Below are 19,854 nucleotides of genomic sequence, written 5' to 3'. Positions count from 1 at the left end.
CCGCTCATAAACATTTCCGGGTAAAGGCCAGAACCTGACTATCAGCAACCGGAGTCAGATCCGGATGCTGCCAGCCGACCACCTCACCTGCACCGATCACCAGCAACCCCCCCGGTGCCAGCCGCTCGGCTAGGCGATTGAGGATTTCGCGGCGACGCCAGCGACGAAAGTAGATCAACAGGTTCTGACAAAAAATGACGTCCATATCGGACATTGGCGCACCGGCCAGCTCCAGCACGTTAAGCCTGGCAAAGCACACCCGTGCAGCCAGACTGGATATCACTTGGAGTCGGTCATCCGGCCCCGGTTGAAAATAACGCTCACGTAACTCGGGGTTCAGCTGCTCGAGCCTTCGGGAACTGTAGTGACCATCACGAGAGCGACTCAACGCACTAAGGCTGATATCGGTGCCAATCACTCCGAACTGCTGCGCTTCGCCACCAAAGCGTTGAAGCACCTCGGCTGCGGAGATCGCCAACGAATATGTTTCTTCGCCACTCGCGCAGCCGACACTCCACAGCGACCAGGGTTTATCGACCTGGCGAGACTCACAACGTTGTTGCATATAGCTGGACAGCAGCGCGAACGAAGGTGGATGACGGAAAAAACGTGTCTCTTGTACGGTCAGCCGATCCATCAGAGTCGACCATTCCACAGCGCCACGAACCCCATCGGTGACCTGACGGTAATAGCTGGAATAATCTGCCGCACCGACCTCGCGCATCCGGCTACTCAGGTTGGCCTGCAAGAACGAACGCCGCTGCTCGGTAACGACCATGCCAGAACGTTCTTCCAGTAAGGCCTGCCACTCGCTAAATTCCGCCGACGACATTTCAGCCAAGGGTCTAAGTGCCCACTCAACGCCTGGCTGCATGTCCTGCCCCTTGCTCATGAACTTCCACGGCAGCCGTTACCAGCCGCCGTGCTCAATCAAGCCTGGTCCTGCGTATCCGGCAAGGTAAAGCCGGACACCGAATGACGCATCTCGTTGGCCATCTTCGCGAGATTACCAATGCTTTTCGCGGTAGCAGTGGTGCCCGAGGAGGTTTGCGAGGTGATCTCCTGAATGACGTTCATCGTGTTAGAGATGTGGCCCGCCGACGATGCCTGCTGACGTGCCGCGTTGGAGATGTTCTGGATGAGCGCTGCGAGGCTCTTCGATACCTTCTCGATCTCTTCCAGTGCTACACCCGCATCCTGCGCCAGACGTGCACCACGCACCACTTCCGAAGTGGTCTGCTCCATCGAGATGACCGCCTCGTTGGTGTCGGTCTGAATGGTCTTAACCAGCGCCTCGATCTGTTTGGTCGCAGCGGATGAGCGTTCTGCGAGGCGCTGAACCTCGTCCGCTACCACTGCGAAGCCACGACCAGCGTCACCGGCCATGGAAGCTTGGATCGCAGCATTCAGTGCAAGGATGTTGGTCTGGTCGGCAATGTCGTTAATGAGGCTGACGATGTCACCGATCTCCTGAGACGATTCACCGAGACGCTTGATTCGCTTGGAGGTGTCCTGGATCTGTTCCCGAATGTTATCCATGCCGGTGATGGTGTTGTGCACCACCTCGTTACCCTTGTTGGCAATCGCAACGGAGCGTTCTGCTACCGCCGACGACTCGGCCGCGTTTGCAGATACCTGGTCGATCGACACGGCCATTTCATTGATCGCCGCGGAGGCTCCTGCAATTTCCTGGGCCTGGTGTTCGGAAGCCTCAGCAAGATGCATAGCGGTGGCCTGGGTTTCCTGGGCAGCTCCCGACACCTGTACTGCAGTCTGGTTGATCGTTTCGACCAGATCGCGCAGTTGGTCGATGGAGTAGTTGATCGAGTCAGCGATGGCGCCGGTGAAATCTTCGGTTACCGTTGCGGCCACTGTAAGGTCACCATCAGCAAGGTCGCCAATTTCGTCCAGCAGACGCAGAATTGCTGTCTGGTTACGCTCGTTCTTTTCCGCTGTCTCACTCAACCGGCGGCGCGTTTCCTGAACCATGACCAAACCGATAAGCAGGATCGAGGCCAGCGCCAAAGCACCCAGAACGTATCCGGCCAGTGCATTGATGTAACGTGCATCAGCTCGGCTCTGCAGCCCCTGGGTCAACGCCGACGTCTTGTCGAGCAGCGTCTGTGAAACCTCGAAGATGCTGTTCGACGACTCGCGTACCTGGAACAGCTCTGGCGAAGTCTCGAGAATCTCGTCCACGGAGCCGGAAACGAACTGGAACAGTTCGGAAATGGCGGCCAGACGATCGAGCGCTTCGGCATCGTTTACACGGCTGATGCCCATGGCTTCGTTGCCTTCGAGCATTGCGCTGAGGACGCGACCGAACAAGCTGGCATCACGGCCGAACATGTCAGCGGCCTGTACCGAATCCTGGTCTCCGGACAGCACCTTGTTAACCGAACCCAAAATACGCTCGGCCAGCAAGGATTGGCGCTGAGCGACGGAAACCTGGGCGGCAGGCGCACCACTCTCCAGCAGAATATCGACAACTTCCTCGTACTCCACCTGAAGCTGCGGAATAGTTTCGGCAAGGGTGGCGGCAACCTGGTGCAACGACAATACTGTCTGCTCGCTCGCGAGGATGGCGTCGGTGTTCTGCCTCAGCGTATCCCAGTCCTGCTGAACGGCAGCCACTTCAGCCTGCAGCGACTCAGGCACCGCTGGCAAGCCGATGCGCTCGTCTCCACCGGAAAGATATCCCCAGCGCTCACTGAAGTCGTTACGAGCATCTTTCAGCGAGTCGAATGCCTCTGGCGTACCAGCAGCCGCTTCCACGGCGTTCTTCGCGATCCGCTGAGATAGAACTCGCAGCTCCCCCGCGTGTCCAATGTATTCGTTGTCATAGTCGGCCTGGGTATTGATGTACGCAAAGTTCACGAACAACAGCACCATGGACACGATCAGAAGGATAAAGAGCCCGGCGATCAACGTATTGCTACGTACCCCTGCCAGTAGTGCATTCGCGTTAAGTCTTTTCATTTTTCCCGGCCCCCGCCTGGACCACCCGTACATTTCCTTCCAAGAACCAAAAGGCCGGCATCAGCCGACCTCACCTAAATCAGTACGCCACATCCAGAAAAGTCTGGTGAGCGGCAAGCGCGTGCGGGCTGAAAACCAGCCAAGGCTGCTCACGCTGAAATACACCATGAATGAAAGGCTGAATCGAAGCCTCGACCGGAGGCACCTGCTCGGAAAAGGCATCGACCGGGAAATGCTGCATGCCGAACACCTCGTCGACCGTCAACCCTGCAAACACGTCCTGATGGTCAACCACCAGCACCCTGCGCTGCTTGCGCAATGGTGAAAGCTCCAACCCCAAATAACCGCACAAATCCATGACTGGTAATAATCTGCCACGGACGTTTGCAACGCCTTTCACCCATGACTTCACTCCGGGTAACAAGGTATAGCGCGGCTCGTGCAATATCTCGCCGACCTCACCCATTGGGGCGACAAACAATCTGCCCCCCATCCGGAAACCTATCCCAGCCCAGGTTTGAATGGCCTCTTGCTGCGAAGGCAGCCCAGCGGCCAATGCCCGGCAGCGAGCGTCAATCTGTAAAAGTCGCTGAAAAGGCGTAGGCGTATCCGACATGCTGGCAACTTCCCTAGTCCGAATATCGAAATTGCCGATTAGCCGGCGAGCACAGCGCTCAGGGTCTTTAGCAACGTCGCTTCGTCCACCGGCTTGGTCAGGTAATCTTTAGCACCTTGACGCTTGCCCCAGACCTTATCGGTTTCCTGGTCCTTGGTGGTCACAATGATCACCGGAATGTGACTGGTTTCAGCATCTTTAGTCAGCTGGCGAGTGGCCTGAAACCCGTTCAGGCCCGGCATGACGATATCCATCAAAACCGCATCGGGTTTTTCCTGGCGGGCGAGGGCAACACCGTCGGCACCGTTTTCAGCCTTGAGAACGACATGACCATGCTTTTCAAGCATGGCCGTCAGCTTGTACATCTCGGTAGGCGAGTCATCAACTATCAGAACGCGAGCCATGGTTACTCCGTGGGAAAGACTTCAGCGGCACTCAGGGGCCGAACTTCAGGATACTTGCTCTACTGGCGTGAAATCAGGCACATGGGCCTTGATCGCGCCGAGCAACTCTTCTTTGCTGAAAGGCTTGGTCAGGTATTGATCAGACCCCACGATCCTCCCCTTGGCCTTGTCGAACAGTCCGTCCTTAGAGGACAGCATGATCACCGGGGTGGATTTGAAAGAACTGTTGTTCTTGATCAATGCGCAGGTCTGATAGCCATCCAGCCTGGGCATCATGATATCGACGAAAATGATGCGCGGGTGACTATCCGCGATCTTGGCGAGCGCATCGAAGCCATCTACTGCCGTGATCACATCACAACCTACTTTCTTCAGCAGCGTTTCAGCAGTGCGACGAATCGTTTTCGAATCGTCGATCACCATGACCTTCAAGCCCTCGGAGTGCTGTTCCATTTCGCCCTACCATCGCCTCGGTGAGTCGTAGTTTATCGTTATGTCAGTGTGCCTGGAGGCCCTGCCATCGATGGGCTGCACCCAATCGCCGGACCTTTTTAGCACACTACTCAAGTGCAAGCTATCTGCTGCCGGAGCAGGGGAATTTTCCTTGACCCAGCGCACAACCGCGGCCAATCTGCATCGACATTTCACGTCCTCGGCAGCTCCGTTCTGCCCCATCGCTGGAGAACACAACATGACTGTTCGCGTCGGGATCATCATGGATCCAATCGCGCAGATCGCCTTCAAGAAGGACAGCTCCCTGGCCATGCTTCTAGCAGCCCAGGCCCGCGGCTGGACGCTGCTCTACATGGAGCAGCGAGACCTTTACCAGCTCGGCGGCCAAGCGCGCGCGCGCATGCGCCCACTCAAGGTCTATAACGACACCCAGCGCTGGTACGAAACCGGCGAAGAGACGGATAGCGCACTGGCTGATCTCGACGTGATCCTGATGCGCAAGGATCCACCATTCAACAGCGAGTATGTCTACGCCACCTATCTATTGGAGCTTGCCGAACAGGCCGGCACGCTCGTTGTGAATCGGCCGCAGAGCCTTCGCGACTGCAACGAGAAATTTTTCGCCACTCGATTCCCGCAATTCACGCCACCAACGCTGGTCAGTCGGCGGTCCGACATTCTGCGGGAGTTTGCTCGCGAGCATCGTGACATCATTCTCAAACCGCTGGACGAAATGGGCGGCGCTTCGATTTTTCGCCACCGTGAAGGCGATCCCAACCTTTCCGTGATTCTCGAAGTGCTGACCGAACACGGCAGTCGCCAGATCATGGCGCAACGGTATGTCCCCGCCATCAAGGATGGCGATAAACGAATCCTGATGATCGACGGCGAGGCGGTACCCTATTGCCTGGCGCGCATACCGGCGGCAGGCGAAACGCGCGGAAATCTTGCAGCCGGAGGCCGCGGGGTTGCGCAACCGCTTTCCGAGCATGACAGGGCAATCGCTGCCGCCGTTGGCCCGGAACTGCGCGAGCGAGGCCTGCTATTCGTCGGACTGGACGTGATCGGGGATTTCCTTACTGAAATCAACATTACCAGTCCAACTTGCATCCGAGAGATCGACAATGCCTTCGACACGCGTATCGGCGAGCGCCTCATGGATGCCATCGCCGCGAAGCTGACGAACCGCCCTGAGGCTTGACGAGACGCCGGCTGGAATTCTTTTCAGCCGCTTCGCCTGGCTCACCACGCTTCACCATCAGCTGCGCACGCTCAAGATGTATCGTCATACCGAAGCACCAAAGCTGTCGCCTGGTTCATAGACTTTTACAGTCACGCTGGGCAGACTGCGCGCACTTCGAGCCGACTGAAATGCGATGAACGCCGCTACTCGCCAACCCACTCCTGCCCATACCGGCGTTCGTCCGGCGGATCGTCTCGGCTTTACGATATTTCTCGCAGCCGCAATCCATGGCGCCCTCATTCTCGGCCTCGGCTTCACGCTTTCAGAGCCGAAGCAAACCAGCAAGTCGCTGGAGATAACCCTTTCTACATTCAAAAGCGAAGACAAGCCCAAGGACGCTGACTTCCTGGCGCAGGACAATCAGCAAGGCAGCGGTACGCTGGAACACAAAGCCTCACCCAAGACAACAGAGCAAGCGCCATTTCAGGACACTCAGGTTCGCAAGGTAACTCCGGCATCATCTCCGCCCCCTAGCAGCCCTAGCGAAGCGCCGAAGACAGCTGTGTCGACCAGGGCGCCACAACCGGACAAGACCCCGGTGAAATCCCAGAAGGACAAGCTTCAGCCGCAAGCGCAGCCGGCTCCGGTCTACGACAGCTCACAGCTCAGTTCGGAGATCGCCAGCCTGGAGGCCGAACTCGCGCAGCAAGTCGAGCAATACGCGAAACGTCCTCGTGTCAGTCGCCAGAACAGCGCAGCGACCATGCGCGACATCAGTGCCTGGTACCGTGACGAATGGCGCAAGAAGGTCGAGCGCATAGGCAACCTCAACTACCCGGACGAAGCCCGCAGACAACGCATCTACGGCAGCCTCCGGATGCTGGTGGTCATCGACCGCAACGGCACGGTTCAAGAGCTTCGCGTGCTGGAGTCTTCTGGGCATACGGTGCTCGACGAAGCGGCAATGCGCATCGTCCGGCTTGCGGCGCCCTTTGCACCATTCTCCGGAGAACTCGCTCAGAACTTCGATCAGGTTGAGATCATCAGAACCTGGCGGTTCGAGCGCGGCGATCGATTGTCCAGCCGCTGACTCGAACACATCTGGCCGCCTCCGCTGGATAACAAGGCGGTGCAGGCGGCTTCACGCACCGGCCTGCAGCGCTTAAGCTAGCAGCCATGAACGCACCCTCGCCCAGCTACCTCAAGCATCATTTCCTGATCGCCATGCCGCACATGGCGGACCCCAATTTTGCGCAGACGCTGATTTATCTGGTCGAGCATAACCGGGACGGTGCAATGGGCCTCATCGTCAATCGCCCGAGTGGACTTAACCTGGCCGACGTTCTCGACCAGCTACGGCCGGATGAACCGGTAGCACTGGACCGTCAGCACCTCCCGATCTTCTCCGGAGGGCCGGTCCACACCGACAGAGGTTTCGTTTTGCATCCGTCTGACGCACAGTTTCAGGCGACGGTCGATCTTGGCCCGCTAGGGGTAACCACCTCACAGGACATACTTTTTGCCATAGCCGACGGTTATGGTCCGCACCAGCACTTCATTGCACTCGGCTATGCAGGCTGGGAGGCTGGGCAACTCGAGACCGAATTGATTGAGAACGCCTGGCTGAGCTGCCCTGCGCAGCCGCACATCCTTTTCGATATGCCTGCAGATCAACGTCTCACTGCAGCCGCTGCATCGCTCGGTGTCGATCTCAGACTACTCAGCAGCCAGGTCGGCCACGCATGAGCGGTCTTCGCCTACTCCTCGGCTTTGACTACGGGACCAAGCAGATCGGGGTCGCCGTTGGCCAGGCCGTCACAGGCCAGGCTCGTGAGCTTTGCGTTCTCAAAGCTCAAAATGGCGTGCCGGACTGGTCTCAAATCGAAAAGCTGCTAAGCGAATGGCAGCCAGATGCGCTAGTTGTCGGCCTGCCATTGAACATGGACGGCACCCCTAGCGAAATGAGCGCGCGCGCAGAAAAATTCGCCCGCCGCCTGAACGGTCGATTCAACCTTCCTGTTCACACCCACGACGAACGGCTGACCACCTATGAAGCAAAGGGCGAACGCATGCGCGGCGGCCAGCATGGAGGCTATCGAGAGCGCCCCGTCGATGCCCTCGCTGCAGCTCTGTTACTGGAAGGTTGGCTGACCGCTCAATCGATCACCTGATGTCACCCAAAGGAGAAATGATGACCCTGCCTAACCCCGAACTGCTGCTGCCCGAGATGGCCGCGGCATTGGAACAGCATCTGAGCAGTCACAGTATCTCCGACCCACGTTTCATTGGCATCCACACAGGTGGCGTCTGGGTTGCTCAGACGCTAATGGAACTGCGCGGAAAGCACGAGCCTCTCGGGATACTGGACGTATCCTTCTATCGAGACGATTTCACACAGAATGGCCTGCACCCCCAGGTTCGCCCATCAGCTCTACCTTTCGAAATCGAGGGCCAGCACCTGGTGCTGATCGACGATGTACTGATGAGTGGGCGTACCATTCGTGCCGCACTCAATGAGCTGTTCGACTACGGTCGCCCTGCCACCGTCAGCCTGGTTTGCCTGCTGGATCTGAACGCCCGTGAACTGCCGATCCGGCCAGACGTGGTCGGCGCGACACTCTCCCTGGCTCCGGACCAACGGGTGAAGCTGCTCGGCCCGGCACCGCTGGCACTCGAACTCCAGTCCCTCGCCTCCGCCAATTGAGATCCTTGCGATGACGCCAACAGACGCCAAGCGCCCACTGCAGCTCAACGATAACGGTCAGCTGCGCCACTTCCTGTCGCTGGACGGGCTGCCACGTGCGCTGCTTACCGAAATACTGGACACCGCCGACTCGTTTCTTGAAGTTGGTGCCAGAGCAGTAAAGAAGGTCCCTTTACTGCGCGGCAAAACGGTTTGCAACGTCTTCTTCGAGAACTCCACCCGAACCCGCACTACATTCGAGCTGGCAGCCAAACGGCTGTCGGCTGACGTGATCACGCTGAATGTATCGACCTCCTCCACAAGTAAAGGGGAAACCCTTACCGACACTTTGCGCAATCTCGAGGCGATGGCTGCGGACATGTTTGTGGTTCGCCACGCCGACTCCGGCGCAGCGCACTTCATAGCCGAACATGTCTGCCCCGAGGTGGCGGTCATCAACGGCGGCGATGGACGACATGCCCACCCGACACAGGGCATGCTCGACATGCTCACGATCCGTCGCCATAAAGGCGATTTTGAAAAGCTCTCGGTGGCCATCGTCGGCGACATCCTGCATTCGCGTGTGGCGCGTTCCAACATGCTCGCGCTGAAAACACTCGGGTGTCCGGATATTCGCGTTATCGGCCCAAAAACCTTGCTGCCGGTCGGCCTGAAGCAATACGGGGTCAGCGTTCACAACGACATGGACGAGGGCCTGCGCGGCGTGGATGTCGTGATCATGCTGCGCCTGCAGCGCGAGCGCATGCAAGGCGGCCTCCTTCCCAGCGAGAGTGAGTTCTATCGCCTGTACGGCCTGACTACACAGCGCATGACGCTTACCAAGCCGGACGCCATCGTGATGCACCCGGGGCCGATCAATCGCGGAGTGGAAATTGAATCTGCCGTCGCGGACGGCCCTCATTCAGTCATCCTGAATCAAGTGACCTATGGCATCGCGATACGTATGGCGGTGCTCTCCATGGCCATGAGCGGACAGACCGCACAGCGTCAGCTCGAACAGGAATATGCTGCCGAGGAGCAGAATTGATGCCTACACGAATCCTCGGCGCCCGCCTGATCGACCCTGCCAGCGGACGAGACGATGTAACCGACCTTTACTGCCAGGACGGCAAAATCGTAGGGATCGGCGACGCCCCAGCAGGTTTCACCGCGGCCCATAGCATCAATGCCGTAGGGCTTGTTGCAGCCCCGGGGCTGGTCGATCTTTCGGTTGCCCTTCGCGAGCCTGGTTACAGCCGCAAAGGCACCATCGCCAGCGAGACGCTCGCTGCAGCGGCCGGCGGAATCACCAGCCTTTGCTGTTCACCCGACACCAAGCCGGTGCTGGATACCGCAGCAGTCGCAGAGCTGATCCTCGACCGAGCCCGTGAATCAGGTCATGCCAAGGTCTTCCCGATCGGAGCGTTGAGCCGAGGCCTGAAGGGTGAACAGCTCGCCGAGCTAGTTGCCCTGCGCGATGCTGGCTGCGTCGCCTTCGGCAATGGGCTGACCAATTTCGCCAGCAACCGCAACCTGGGCCGGGCGTTGGAATACGCAGCGACCTTCGACCTTACGGTCGTGATCCACTCTCAGGACGCCGATCTGGCAGCGGGCGGGCTGGCCCACGAAGGCCCTGCAGCAGCGTTTCTGGGACTTGCCGGGATCCCCGAAACAGCCGAAACCATAGCGCTGGCGCGCAACCTTCTGCTCGTCGAGCAGAGCGGCGTCCGCGCTCATTTCAGCCAGCTCACCACGGCGCGTGGCGCCCAGATGATTGCCGATGCCCAGGCGCGCGGCCTGCCCGTCACAGCTGACGTCGCGATGTATCAGCTGATTCTCACCGACGAAGCCCTGCATGGCTTTTCCAGCCTCTACCACGTGCAACCGCCGCTGCGCAGCCCGGCTGATCGCGACGGGTTGCGTGAAGCCGTGCGGTCGGGGGTCATCTCGGTCATTACCAGCCATCATCAGCCCCACGAGGCCGATGCCAAACTGGCGCCGTTCGGCGAAACAGAGCCGGGGATCAGCAGCGCCGAGATCCTGCTGCCTCTGGCACTGACGCTGGTGGAAGACGGCCTGCTTGACCTGCCAACCTTGCTTGCTCGCTTGACGACCGGGCCTGCCGCAGCACTCAAGCTTCCGGCTGGCCGCCTAGGAGTGGGCGATTCGGCAGACCTCGTCCTATTCGATCCGCAAAGCTCCACACTTGCTGGAGAACAGTGGCATTCGAAGGGTAGAAACTGCCCCTTCATCGGGCATTGCCTGCCAGGCGCGGTACGCTACACGCTGGTCGACGGACGAATAGCCTTCCAAGCCTAAATCTGGAGCAGACCGCTCGCAGTCATTCCTGCGAGCGGCTGCCTGGCCCGACTCAGTAGGTTTTTTCCATGTTGCGCATCGAGACCTGACTGTTGAGCGTCCAGAAATCGTAAAGGACGCCCACAAAGAACAGCCCGCCAGTGCATAGATAGATCAGTCCTGTAATCCATTTGCCCTGATACATCCGGTGTATGCCAAACACCCCTAGGAATGTCAGCAGGATCCAGGCGACCGTGTAATCGATCGGTCCTGGTTGGAATCGCATATCGGCCTGACGATCCATGGAGGGGATCAGAAACAGATCAATGATCCAACCGATGAAGAACAAGCCAAGCGTGAAGAACCAGATGGTGCCGGTTATAGGCTTGCCGTAGTAAAAGCGGTGGGACCCGAGAAATCCAAAGATCCACAAAAGGTAGCCGATAAGGGTGCTATGGGTGTTCTGCTGCATCTGAGCCTCGCTGACAGGTTTAGGTGACGCGTTCGAATATCCGATTACTGCTCGACAGACCTTCCGCCGAGCGGAGCGTATCGCAAGAAGCAGGCGTGATACTGTATATGCAAACAGTATCGCGTTGACTCCTATGCAACTGATCGAGAAACTCAGCGTCCTTGCCGACGCCGCCAAGTATGACGTTTCGTGCGCCAGCAGTGGCGCACCCAAGCGCAGCTCCAAGGGACGTAGCGGGCTTGGCGCAACGGACGGCATGGGCATCTGCCACAGCTTCACGCCTGATGGACGCTGCGTCTCGCTGCTCAAGGTCCTGCTGACCAACTTCTGCTTGTACGACTGCCAGTACTGCGTCAATCGCCGGTCCAGTGATGTACCCCGGGCGCGCTTTACACCCGAAGAGGTGGTGACACTGACCTTGGACTTCTACCGTCGTAACTGTATCAGCGGACTGTTCCTCAGCTCCGGAATCATCCGCTCGGCGGACTACACCATGGAACAGTTGATTCGTGTAGCCAAGCTTTTGCGCGAGGATCATGAGTTTCGCGGATACATTCATCTCAAAACCATTCCGGATGCCGACCCCCTGCTGATAGCCGAGGCAGGCCGCTACGCCGACCGGCTCAGCGTCAATATCGAGTTGCCGACCGAAGCCAGCCTGATCCGACTTGCACCAGAAAAGCAGGTCGTGACCATCAAACAAGCCATGCACAGCATTCATCAAGGCGAAACCGAAGCCTCCGCTGAGAAGCGAGCACCACGTTTCGCCCCGGCGGGCCAAAGCACGCAAATGATCGTGGGCGCCGACACCACGGATGACAGCACCATTCTGCACACTGCGCAGTCGCTCTACGGAAGCTATCGATTGCGTCGGGTCTACTATTCGGCTTTCAGCCCGATCCCGCACAGCCCCAAGACAGTTCCTTTCGAAGCGCCGCCGCTGTTACGTGAACACCGTCTTTATCAGGCGGACTTCCTCATGCGTGGATATGGTTTTCAGGCAGGGGAGCTACTTAGCGGTCCAGGCAATCTGGCGCTGGACATCGACCCGAAGCTGGCCTGGGCGCTGACTCATCGGGATCAGTTCCCGGTTGACCTCAACCGTGCGGAGCCGGCAATGATCGCTCGAGTCCCGGGGATTGGAATGCTCAGTGCCAAGCGCCTGGTTGATCTGCGTCGGCAGAAACGAATTCGATTCGAAGACCTGACACGCCTACGTTGTGCCCTGGAAAAAGCCAAACCGTTCGTCATTACCCAGGATTATCGACCAGCACAGGCTGGCCACGAATCTGCAAGGTTGCGGCACCACTTGAGCGATACGTCCTCGCAAATGGCGCTTTGGTGATGATCACGGTGCGCTTCGATGGAAGCTTTGAAGCCTGGAGGGGCCACGCGCGTGCGCTTCTCCTCGGGCTTGTACCTCCGCATGAGGTGAATTGGGCGAGCAGCGAAGAATCGGCCGGTTTATTCGATGATCCGCCACATGACCGGCCCATCGAGTCCTCACAACAGGTAAGAGTCCCCAGGCAACTGCTCGACGAGCTGGAGATGGCCGCTCGCTGCCGCGTCGCGAACCGCTGGAGCCTGCTCTATCGCGTGCTCTGGAGGGTGTCCCAAGGCGATTCGACGGCCAGATTGGTGGGCGATGCCGACGGCAGTGAGCTACATGGCCGGATCAAGGCGGTCCGCCGTGAGGCTCATCATCTGCACGCATTTCTTCGTTTCAATCCGATTGGGGCCAGTGATGGGCCGGAGCATGTAGCTTGGTTCGAGCCGGCGCACGACGTGCTTCCATGGGCAGCGGAACATTTCGCAGAGCGCATGGGCGATAACCGCTGGCTGATAGCAACACCGGACGATGGGGTTTGCTGGGATGGGCAGGCGCTGTATTACGCGCGACCCTGTCCTCCCGAGTGGCGGAAGTTGGCATCAGAAGCCAAGGATCCTGGCGGGGATCTCTGGAAAACCTATTACGAGAACACGTTCAATCCGTCTCGTTTGAACCGCAGCGTCATGGAAAGCAATTTGCCGGTACGCTTCTGGAAGAACCTGCCCGAAGGCTTGCTAATCCCGCAGATGATGAGCCGCGCCCGAGCTGGCGCGCAGCGTGACGGTCAGTCCGAACGGGTCGCCAGCAAGACCGGGAAGCGCATCGGACGACCTTCATCAGAGACCAATTAACGGAAGCTGCGGCCCTTGTCGTCGTCGCTGACTTCAAGCGTCAAGCCCTGAGACACGCTTGTCAGGTGCTCACCGTCGGTTTCAGAGCCTAGCTTGATCATCAAGCGTAGGTCGTTGGAGGAGTCGGCATGCGCCAGGGCATCCTCATAAGTGATTTCACCTTGTACGTAGAGGTTGTACAGGGCCTGGTCGAACGTTTGCATGCCCAGATCGGTGGAGCGCTTCATCAGCGACTTCAGCTCGTGCACCTCGCCCTTGCGAATCAGGTCGGCGGCCAGCGGCGTGTTGATCAGCACCTCGATGACCGCTCGACGGCCCTTGCCGTCCGGCGTTGGTATCAGCTGTTGAGCAACGATGGCCTTCAGGTTAAGTGAAAGATCCATCCAGACTTGCTGATGCCGGTCGGCCGGGAAGAAGTTGATGATGCGGTCCAACGCCTGGTTCGCGTTGTTGGCATGCAGGGTCGCCAGACACAGGTGTCCGGTTTCGGCAAACGCCACCGCATAATCCATGGTTTCGCGGGTACGCACCTCACCGATGAGGATCACGTCGGGTGCCTGACGCAAGGTGTTCTTTAGCGCTACATCGAATGAGTCGGTATCTATGCCAACCTCACGCTGAGTGACTATGCAGCTCTGATGCTGGTGGATGAACTCGATGGGGTCTTCAATGGAGATGATGTGGCCACTGGAGTTTTTGTTGCGGTAACCGATCATTGCGGCCAGGGATGTGGACTTACCCGTACCGGTCGCGCCGACGAACAGCACCAGCCCACGCTTGGTCATCGCCAGTTTCTTGAGCACCTCCGGCAGCTTCAGGTCTTCAAGGGTCGGGATGTTGGTTTCAATGCGGCGCAATACCATCCCGGCAAGGTTGCGCTGATAGAAGGCGCTGACTCGAAACCGGCCGATGCCCCGAGCACTGATTGCAAAGTTGCATTCGTGGTTTTCGGTGAACTCGCGACGCTGCTGCTCGTTCATCACTGCGTGCACCGTTTCGCGGGTCATTTCCGGCGACATCGGTGTCTTGTTCACCGGCATGATCTTGCCGTTGACCTTCATAGACGGCGGCACGCCGGCCGTAATGAACAGGTCCGAACCGCCCTTTTCCACCATCAGGCGCAACAGTTTCTCGAATTCCATCGTCGTTCTCGTAGTCCGGCGTAGCCGATTTGTCTCGAAGCGGAACGCCCCCCGGTTTTGCAGGGGCATTATGTGGGTCAGAAGTTTTCCGGCTGCTTGGCCTTTTCCTTGGCGTTGTCGCGCGAAATGAGCCCTTTTGCCAACAGGCCTTTCAGGCACGAGTCCAGCGTCTGCATGCCCAACGATCCACCGGTCTGGATGGATGAGTACATCTGCGCGACCTTGTCCTCACGGATCAGATTTCGAATCGCAGGCGTACCGATCATGATTTCATGCGCCGCGACCCGACCGCCGCCAACTTTTTTCAACAATGTCTGCGAAATTACCGCTTGCAGTGACTCCGACAGCATCGAGCGGACCATGGACTTCTCTTCTGCAGGGAAGACGTCTACAACGCGGTCAATGGTCTTGGCTGCCGAGGTGGTGTGCAGCGTGCCGAACACCAAGTGGCCGGTTTCCGCGGCAGTCAGCGCCAGGCGGATGGTTTCCAGGTCTCGCATTTCGCCGACCAGAATGATGTCCGGGTCTTCACGCAGTGCCGAACGCAGGGCTTCTGAGAAACCGAGCGTATCGCGATGCACCTCACGCTGGTTGACCAGGCACTTTTTCGACTCGTGAACGAACTCGATCGGGTCTTCGATGGTGAGGATGTGGTGGTACTTGGTGTTGTTCAGATAGTCGAGCATCGCGGCTAACGTGGTCGACTTGCCCGAACCTGTCGGTCCGGTAACAAGCACCAGCCCGCGGGGAACGTCGGTGATCTTGCGGAAGACTTCGCCCATGCCAAGGTCCTCCATCGTCAGTACCTTGGACGGAATGGTCCGGAAGACAGCGCCAGCACCGCGGTTCTGGTTAAAGGCGTTGACACGGAAGCGGGCCACGCCCGGCACTTCAAACGAGAAGTCGGTTTCGAGGAATTCTTCGAAATCCTTGCGCTGCTTGTCATTCATGATGTCGTAGATCAGCGCGTGCACTTGCTTGTGATCCATCGCCGGAAGGTTGATTCGGCGCACATCGCCGTCAACGCGGATCATCGGCGGCAGGCCGGAAGACAGGTGCAAATCCGACGCACCCTGCTTGGCACTGAACGCCAGCAGCTCTGTGATATCCATGGGACTCCCCAATTACAAGCAAGCAGGTAGAATGCCGCGCAGACCCTAAGGTGGCAGGCGCAGGTAATGTCCACGATAGCGACGAATATTGCAAAGGTCGGAACGCGCATCCGTGAGGCGGCGCAAGCTGTGGCGCGCGATCCCGATGAGGTGCAGCTGCTAGCGGTGAGCAAGACTCAACCAGCCAGCGCAATCCGCCTGGCGAATGAAGCTGGTCAGTGGGATTTTGGAGAGAACTACCTGCAGGAGGCACTGGAAAAACAGGCCGACCTTCGTGACCTGTCACTGACTTGGCATTTCATTGGCCCCATTCAGTCGAACAAGACCAAACTGATCGCCGAGCATTTCGACTGGGTACATTCCGTGGACCGGCTTAAGATCGCTCAGCGCCTATCCGATCAACGCCCCCCCGAGCTTCCTCCATTGAACGTCTGCCTGCAGGTCAACGTCAGCGGAGAGGGGAGCAAGTCGGGCTGCGATCCGCAGGAAGCAACCGCTCTAGCCAATGAGATCGCTTCGCTGCCGAACCTGCGCCTGCGTGGCCTGATGGCTATTCCTGAGCCGACTGACGACCTCGCTAAGCAGCGCGCTGCTTTTGCACATCTGCGCCAGTTGCAAAGCAAAATCGACCTCGAGCTGGACACCCTTTCCATGGGCATGAGCCAGGACCTTGAAGCCGCTATCGCCGAAGGCGCCACATGGGTACGCGTTGGCACCGCATTGTTCGGCGCACGCGATTACTCCTTGCAGCCCGGTTCGGCCAGCCCTTCCGCATGAATAAAGGAAATCCTCGTATGAGCACTCCCCGTATCGCCTTTATCGGCGGCGGCAATATGGCCGCCAGCTTGATTGGCGGGCTGCGCAACCAAGGCATTCCGGCCTCTGCCATCTGCGCCAGCGACCCCGGTGCCGACAGGCGTGACGAGCTGAAAAACGCACACGGGATCGACACCTTCTCAGCAAACGCCCAAGCCATCTCTGGTGCCGATGTCATCGTGCTGGCCGTCAAACCGCAGGTCATGCAGACGGTGTGTCGCGACCTCGCAACAAACCTGCAGCCAAACCAACTGATCGTATCTATAGCAGCAGGCATCAGCTGCGCCAGCCTGCAGACATGGCTGGATGAGCAAAACCCTCGATCAATCGTTCGCTGCATGCCAAACACCCCTTCTCTATTGCGCCAAGGCGTCAGTGGGCTGTTTGCCAACAGTCAGGTTTCTGACCTGCAGAAGCAGCAGGCCGAGCAGCTGCTATCAGCGGTGGGACTGGCGCTATGGCTAGACGACGAAGCGCTGATAGACGCCGTAACGGCAGTTTCCGGCAGCGGCCCTGCATATTTTTTCCTGATGATCGAAGCCATGACCGCTGCCGGCGAGCAGCTCGGCCTGTCGCGCGAAACTGCCGCACAGCTGACCATGCATACCGCGCTGGGGGCTGCACGCATGGCTTGTGAAAGCGATGTGGAAGCGGCAGAACTGCGCCGTCGCGTCACATCACCGAACGGAACGACCGAAGCGGCGATCAAAGCCTTCCAGGCGGGCGGCTTCGAGACCCTGGTTACACAGGCGATGAACGCAGCAGCAAAACGCTCGGCCGAACTCGCCGAACAACTGGGCAACTAAGGAGCCTTCATGTCGCAACTCTCGCAAGCCCTGATCCTGATCGTACAGACGCTCGGCAGCCTCTACCTGCTGATCGTTCTTCTGCGCTTCATCCTGCAGTTGGTTCGGGCCGATTTCTATAACCCGCTGAGCCAGTTCATCGTCCGCGCCACCCACCCGCTGCTGCGGCCGCTACGCCGGGTGATCCCCAGCATTGGTGGAATCGACCTGTCTTCATTGGTCCTGGCGATCATCCTCCAAGTGCTTTTGATGGCAGCCATTCTGATGATCGCCTTTGGCACCATCGGCAACCCACTGCAGCTTCTGGTCTGGGCCATCATTGGCGTGACCGGCTTGTTCCTGAACATCTTCTTTTATGCGCTCATCATCAGTGTAATCCTGTCATGGGTTGCCCCCGGCAGCCAGAACCCGGGCGCTCAGCTGGTCAGCCAGATCTGTGAACCGGCACTCGCCCCCTTCCGTCGGCTGCTGCCCAACCTGGGCGGACTTGATATTTCGCCAATCTTCGCGTTCCTTGCACTCAAGCTCCTGGACATGCTGGTCATCAATAATCTGGCAATGATGACCCACATGCCTAACATCCTCCGATCGCTTATCTGAGCCGCACCGCCCATATGCCATTGCGGCGTTTGGGCGGTAGTTCACAAAGTCCGGATTGACCGGCATCGGGCGACTGGGATAATCGTTCGATTCGCCTTTCAGGAAGCAACAGGATCATGGAACGACTCGACCGGCAGGTGGACGCCTACGTCACCTGGAAGCGCGACCTGGTCCGCGAGATCACCCGCTACCGCAGCTGGTTGGCGCACAACCGCCTCAATTCCGAAGGAGTCGATGCCAGGCTCGACCGGGCGCTGAAGCTACTGCGCACCGACCACATCACCCTGGCCTTCGTCGGTGAGTTCTCCCGTGGCAAGACAGAGCTGATCAACAGCCTGTTCTTCTCCGGCTACGGTCAACGCATTCTTCCTTCCCGTGCCGGCCGCACGACCATGTGTCCGACCGAACTATTCTTCGATCCTCGCGCAGAGCGCTCCTATATTCGGCTGCTGCCCATAGAGTCGCGCCTTGAGGACACCAGCATCGCCCAGCTCAAGCGCAGCCCGCGACTCTGGACGAACGTGGCGCTCGATCCTGAAAATCCAGACGCCATGGTCGAAGCCTTCACGCAGGTTGCATCTTCCAAGTCGATGCCGATCGAGCAGGCCATTCAGCTGGGCTTTCACCCTGACGCGCTGGAGCAGTCCGAAACCCTCGGCGAAGTGATAGTGCCCGCCTGGCGGCACGCGATGGTCAACTTCGACCACCCCCTATTACGCCAAGGCCTGCGAATTCTCGATACGCCGGGCCTCAATGCGCTGGGCAGCGAGCCGGAACTCACGTTATCAATGCTGCCGAATGCCCAGGCCGTGATTTTCCTGCTGTCTGCCGATGCTGGCGTCACCGCGAGCGACATGGACATCTGGCAACAGCACATCCGTCACCTTGATGACGGCGACCGGCAACGCCTGTTCGCCGTGCTGAACAAAATCGATGTCCTGTGGGACGACGTGTCCGGCGATGCCTTCGTCAACGACGCGATACAACGCATGCAGACCGCCACCGCCCAACAGCTGGGTATCGCGGTTGAGGACGTGCTTCCGCTTTCGGCCAAACAGGCGCTGCTTGCCAGAATTCGCGGTGACCAGCCCCTGCTTGAGCGCAGCCGGCTGGAGACGCTTGAGCAACTGCTCTGCGAACGCATCCTCGCTCAGAAGGAACGGCTGCTAGAACAGCAGGTGGTGCGTCAGGTGCTGGCGCTTCTGCAGAACAGTCAGCAGATCCTCACCCAGCGCCTGGCCAAGGTGCGTGAGCAGTGTGAGGCGCTAGACAATCAACGCCAGGACAGCGGGCAGGTCCTGATGGAACTCACAGCTCGCACTCGTCATGATCATAACCAGCACCACAAGCGCCTGCTGCAGCTCAAGACCAACCAGCGCCTGCTGCAGCGCCAGGGCGAGCTGTTACGGGATACGGTTCGCTCCGAGCGCCTGGACGAACACCTTGCTCGTCTGCGACGCAGCCTGACCGGCAGCCTCACCACCTTGGGAATCAACCTGAGCATCCTGCACTTCTTCAGGGCGGTAGAGCAGGATCTGGCCGCCCTCGAACACGAAGCCGTCTTGGCGAACAAGATGGTCTCGGCCATCTATCGTCGACACAACGATGAAAACCCGTTACAGGGCGTCGACGCTCCGCTGTTCCGTCTGGCACCCTATCAAAGGGAACTCAAGCGCCTTCAGAACAAGGCCGACCAGTTTCGCCTCCAGCTCAAGACGATGCTCACCGAACAACGCGCACTGACCCGACGATTCTTCGCGACCCTGGTGCAGGAGGTTATCGGCATGCATCAACGCTTGCGCCAGGAGGCCGAGCAATGGGCCAACGAAGCGCTGATGCCACTAATGCAGCACTCACTGGAGCACAAGCAGCAGCTCGAAGCGCACATGCTGAGGCTCAAGCAGCTGGCGCAGGACAGCCAGCAAAGCAGCCAGCGTGGGCGCTTGCTTGCGCGCTACAGCCTGGAACTCGAGCAACAACTGGCGCAGGCTGGTGAAATGCTCAGGCTGCTGCGTCGCCCTGCCCCGATTCGCCGACAGGGAAAGGTGGTCAGTCTCACAGGCGCAAGCCTGGTGTGAATCCTGCGTTTTCGATTGAGGATGAATTGAG

Annotated in this window: 21 protein-coding genes; 13 read left to right on the top strand and 8 right to left on the bottom strand. The window is 58.8% G+C overall.

What is annotated here, in order from left to right; genetic code table 11:
* Positions 1 to 4: 4 nt before the first annotated feature.
* From EA797_RS01855 to pilG, 5 genes are all read right to left on the bottom strand, one after another.
* A complete protein-coding gene (locus EA797_RS01855) occupies positions 5 to 874 on the bottom strand; it encodes a CheR family methyltransferase (RefSeq protein WP_122164647.1) in 870 nt (289 codons plus the stop codon).
* 56 nt (positions 875 to 930) lie between these two features.
* Positions 931 to 2,979, bottom strand: coding sequence for a methyl-accepting chemotaxis protein (locus EA797_RS01850; protein ID WP_122163492.1), 2,049 nt, complete (start codon positions 2,977 to 2,979; stop codon positions 931 to 933).
* 79 nt (positions 2,980 to 3,058) lie between these two features.
* Positions 3,059 to 3,595 carry a chemotaxis protein CheW gene (locus EA797_RS01845; protein WP_122163491.1) on the bottom strand — a complete coding sequence of 179 codons (537 nt, stop codon included), beginning with the start codon at positions 3,593 to 3,595 and terminating at the stop codon, positions 3,059 to 3,061.
* A gap of 38 nt (positions 3,596 to 3,633) precedes the next feature.
* The gene (pilH, locus tag EA797_RS01840) at positions 3,634 to 3,999 is read right to left on the bottom strand and encodes a twitching motility response regulator PilH (protein WP_045163991.1); all 366 of its coding nucleotides are present in this window, start codon (positions 3,997 to 3,999) and stop codon (positions 3,634 to 3,636) included.
* 45 nt (positions 4,000 to 4,044) lie between these two features.
* On the bottom strand, positions 4,045 to 4,452 hold the full coding sequence (gene pilG, locus EA797_RS01835; RefSeq protein WP_122163490.1) for a twitching motility response regulator PilG: 408 nt from the start codon (positions 4,450 to 4,452) through the stop codon (positions 4,045 to 4,047).
* A 238-nt stretch (positions 4,453 to 4,690) separates the two neighbouring features.
* Here pilG and gshB point away from each other — a divergent pair, with 238 nt between their 5' ends.
* From gshB to EA797_RS01800, 7 genes are all read left to right on the top strand, one after another.
* Entirely contained in the window at positions 4,691 to 5,653 is a 963-nt protein-coding gene (gshB, locus tag EA797_RS01830) for a glutathione synthase (protein ID WP_122163489.1), read from the top strand.
* Positions 5,654 to 5,828: 175 nt separating this feature from the next.
* Positions 5,829 to 6,725: an energy transducer TonB gene (locus EA797_RS01825; RefSeq protein WP_122163488.1), complete on the top strand. Its 897-nt coding sequence runs from the start codon at positions 5,829 to 5,831 to the stop codon at positions 6,723 to 6,725.
* An 86-nt stretch (positions 6,726 to 6,811) separates the two neighbouring features.
* Positions 6,812 to 7,381: a YqgE/AlgH family protein gene (locus EA797_RS01820; RefSeq protein WP_122163487.1), complete on the top strand. Its 570-nt coding sequence runs from the start codon at positions 6,812 to 6,814 to the stop codon at positions 7,379 to 7,381.
* Complete coding sequence (gene ruvX, locus EA797_RS01815) at positions 7,378 to 7,806, top strand: Holliday junction resolvase RuvX (RefSeq protein WP_122163486.1); 429 nt, start codon at positions 7,378 to 7,380, stop codon at positions 7,804 to 7,806. Before EA797_RS01820 ends, ruvX begins: the two co-directional genes overlap by 4 nt.
* A 20-nt stretch (positions 7,807 to 7,826) precedes the next feature.
* Entirely contained in the window at positions 7,827 to 8,339 is a 513-nt protein-coding gene (gene pyrR / locus EA797_RS01810) for a bifunctional pyr operon transcriptional regulator/uracil phosphoribosyltransferase PyrR (RefSeq protein ID WP_122163485.1), read from the top strand.
* A 10-nt stretch (positions 8,340 to 8,349) separates the two neighbouring features.
* Positions 8,350 to 9,366, top strand: a complete 1,017-nt coding sequence (locus tag EA797_RS01805) for an aspartate carbamoyltransferase catalytic subunit (protein ID WP_122163484.1) — start codon at positions 8,350 to 8,352, stop codon at positions 9,364 to 9,366.
* On the top strand, positions 9,366 to 10,637 hold the full coding sequence (locus EA797_RS01800; RefSeq protein WP_122163483.1) for a dihydroorotase: 1,272 nt from the start codon (positions 9,366 to 9,368) through the stop codon (positions 10,635 to 10,637). Before EA797_RS01805 ends, EA797_RS01800 begins: the two co-directional genes overlap by 1 nt.
* Before the next feature lie 52 nt (positions 10,638 to 10,689).
* On the opposite strand, the gene EA797_RS01795 is transcribed toward EA797_RS01800, so the two are convergent.
* Positions 10,690 to 11,088, bottom strand: a complete 399-nt coding sequence (locus tag EA797_RS01795; protein WP_122163482.1) for an NINE protein — start codon at positions 11,086 to 11,088, stop codon at positions 10,690 to 10,692.
* Between the two features lie 133 nt (positions 11,089 to 11,221).
* Here EA797_RS01795 and EA797_RS01790 point away from each other — a divergent pair, with 133 nt between their 5' ends.
* Complete coding sequence (locus EA797_RS01790) at positions 11,222 to 12,433, top strand: putative DNA modification/repair radical SAM protein (protein ID WP_122163481.1); 1,212 nt, start codon at positions 11,222 to 11,224, stop codon at positions 12,431 to 12,433.
* Positions 12,433 to 13,269, top strand: a complete 837-nt coding sequence (locus tag EA797_RS01785) for a TIGR03915 family putative DNA repair protein (RefSeq protein ID WP_122163480.1) — start codon at positions 12,433 to 12,435, stop codon at positions 13,267 to 13,269. Before EA797_RS01790 ends, EA797_RS01785 begins: the two co-directional genes overlap by 1 nt.
* Here EA797_RS01785 and EA797_RS01780 read toward each other — a convergent pair.
* Together EA797_RS01780 and pilT are read right to left on the bottom strand one after the other, a co-directional pair.
* Positions 13,266 to 14,411: a PilT/PilU family type 4a pilus ATPase gene (locus tag EA797_RS01780; RefSeq protein WP_122163479.1), complete on the bottom strand. Its 1,146-nt coding sequence runs from the start codon at positions 14,409 to 14,411 to the stop codon at positions 13,266 to 13,268. The genes EA797_RS01785 and EA797_RS01780 overlap by 4 nt on opposite strands.
* A gap of 77 nt (positions 14,412 to 14,488) precedes the next feature.
* The gene (pilT, locus tag EA797_RS01775; RefSeq protein ID WP_122163478.1) at positions 14,489 to 15,523 is read right to left on the bottom strand and encodes a type IV pilus twitching motility protein PilT; all 1,035 of its coding nucleotides are present in this window, start codon (positions 15,521 to 15,523) and stop codon (positions 14,489 to 14,491) included.
* A 66-nt stretch (positions 15,524 to 15,589) separates the two neighbouring features.
* On the opposite strand from pilT, the gene EA797_RS01770 reads away from it, so the two are divergent.
* From EA797_RS01770 to EA797_RS01755, 4 genes are all read left to right on the top strand, one after another.
* Complete coding sequence (locus EA797_RS01770; RefSeq protein WP_122163477.1) at positions 15,590 to 16,300, top strand: YggS family pyridoxal phosphate-dependent enzyme; 711 nt, start codon at positions 15,590 to 15,592, stop codon at positions 16,298 to 16,300.
* A gap of 17 nt (positions 16,301 to 16,317) precedes the next feature.
* A complete protein-coding gene (gene proC / locus EA797_RS01765) occupies positions 16,318 to 17,145 on the top strand; it encodes a pyrroline-5-carboxylate reductase (RefSeq protein ID WP_122163476.1) in 828 nt (275 codons plus the stop codon).
* A gap of 9 nt (positions 17,146 to 17,154) precedes the next feature.
* Complete coding sequence (locus EA797_RS01760) at positions 17,155 to 17,745, top strand: YggT family protein (RefSeq protein ID WP_122163475.1); 591 nt, start codon at positions 17,155 to 17,157, stop codon at positions 17,743 to 17,745.
* A gap of 116 nt (positions 17,746 to 17,861) precedes the next feature.
* Positions 17,862 to 19,823: a dynamin-like GTPase family protein gene (locus tag EA797_RS01755; protein WP_122163474.1), complete on the top strand. Its 1,962-nt coding sequence runs from the start codon at positions 17,862 to 17,864 to the stop codon at positions 19,821 to 19,823.
* Positions 19,824 to 19,854: the final 31 nt, after the last annotated feature.

It is taken from the genome of Stutzerimonas zhaodongensis (assembly GCF_003696365.1).
Lineage (GTDB): Bacteria > Pseudomonadota > Gammaproteobacteria > Pseudomonadales > Pseudomonadaceae > Stutzerimonas > Stutzerimonas zhaodongensis.
This window is presented reverse-complemented; position numbering and strand designations above follow the sequence as displayed.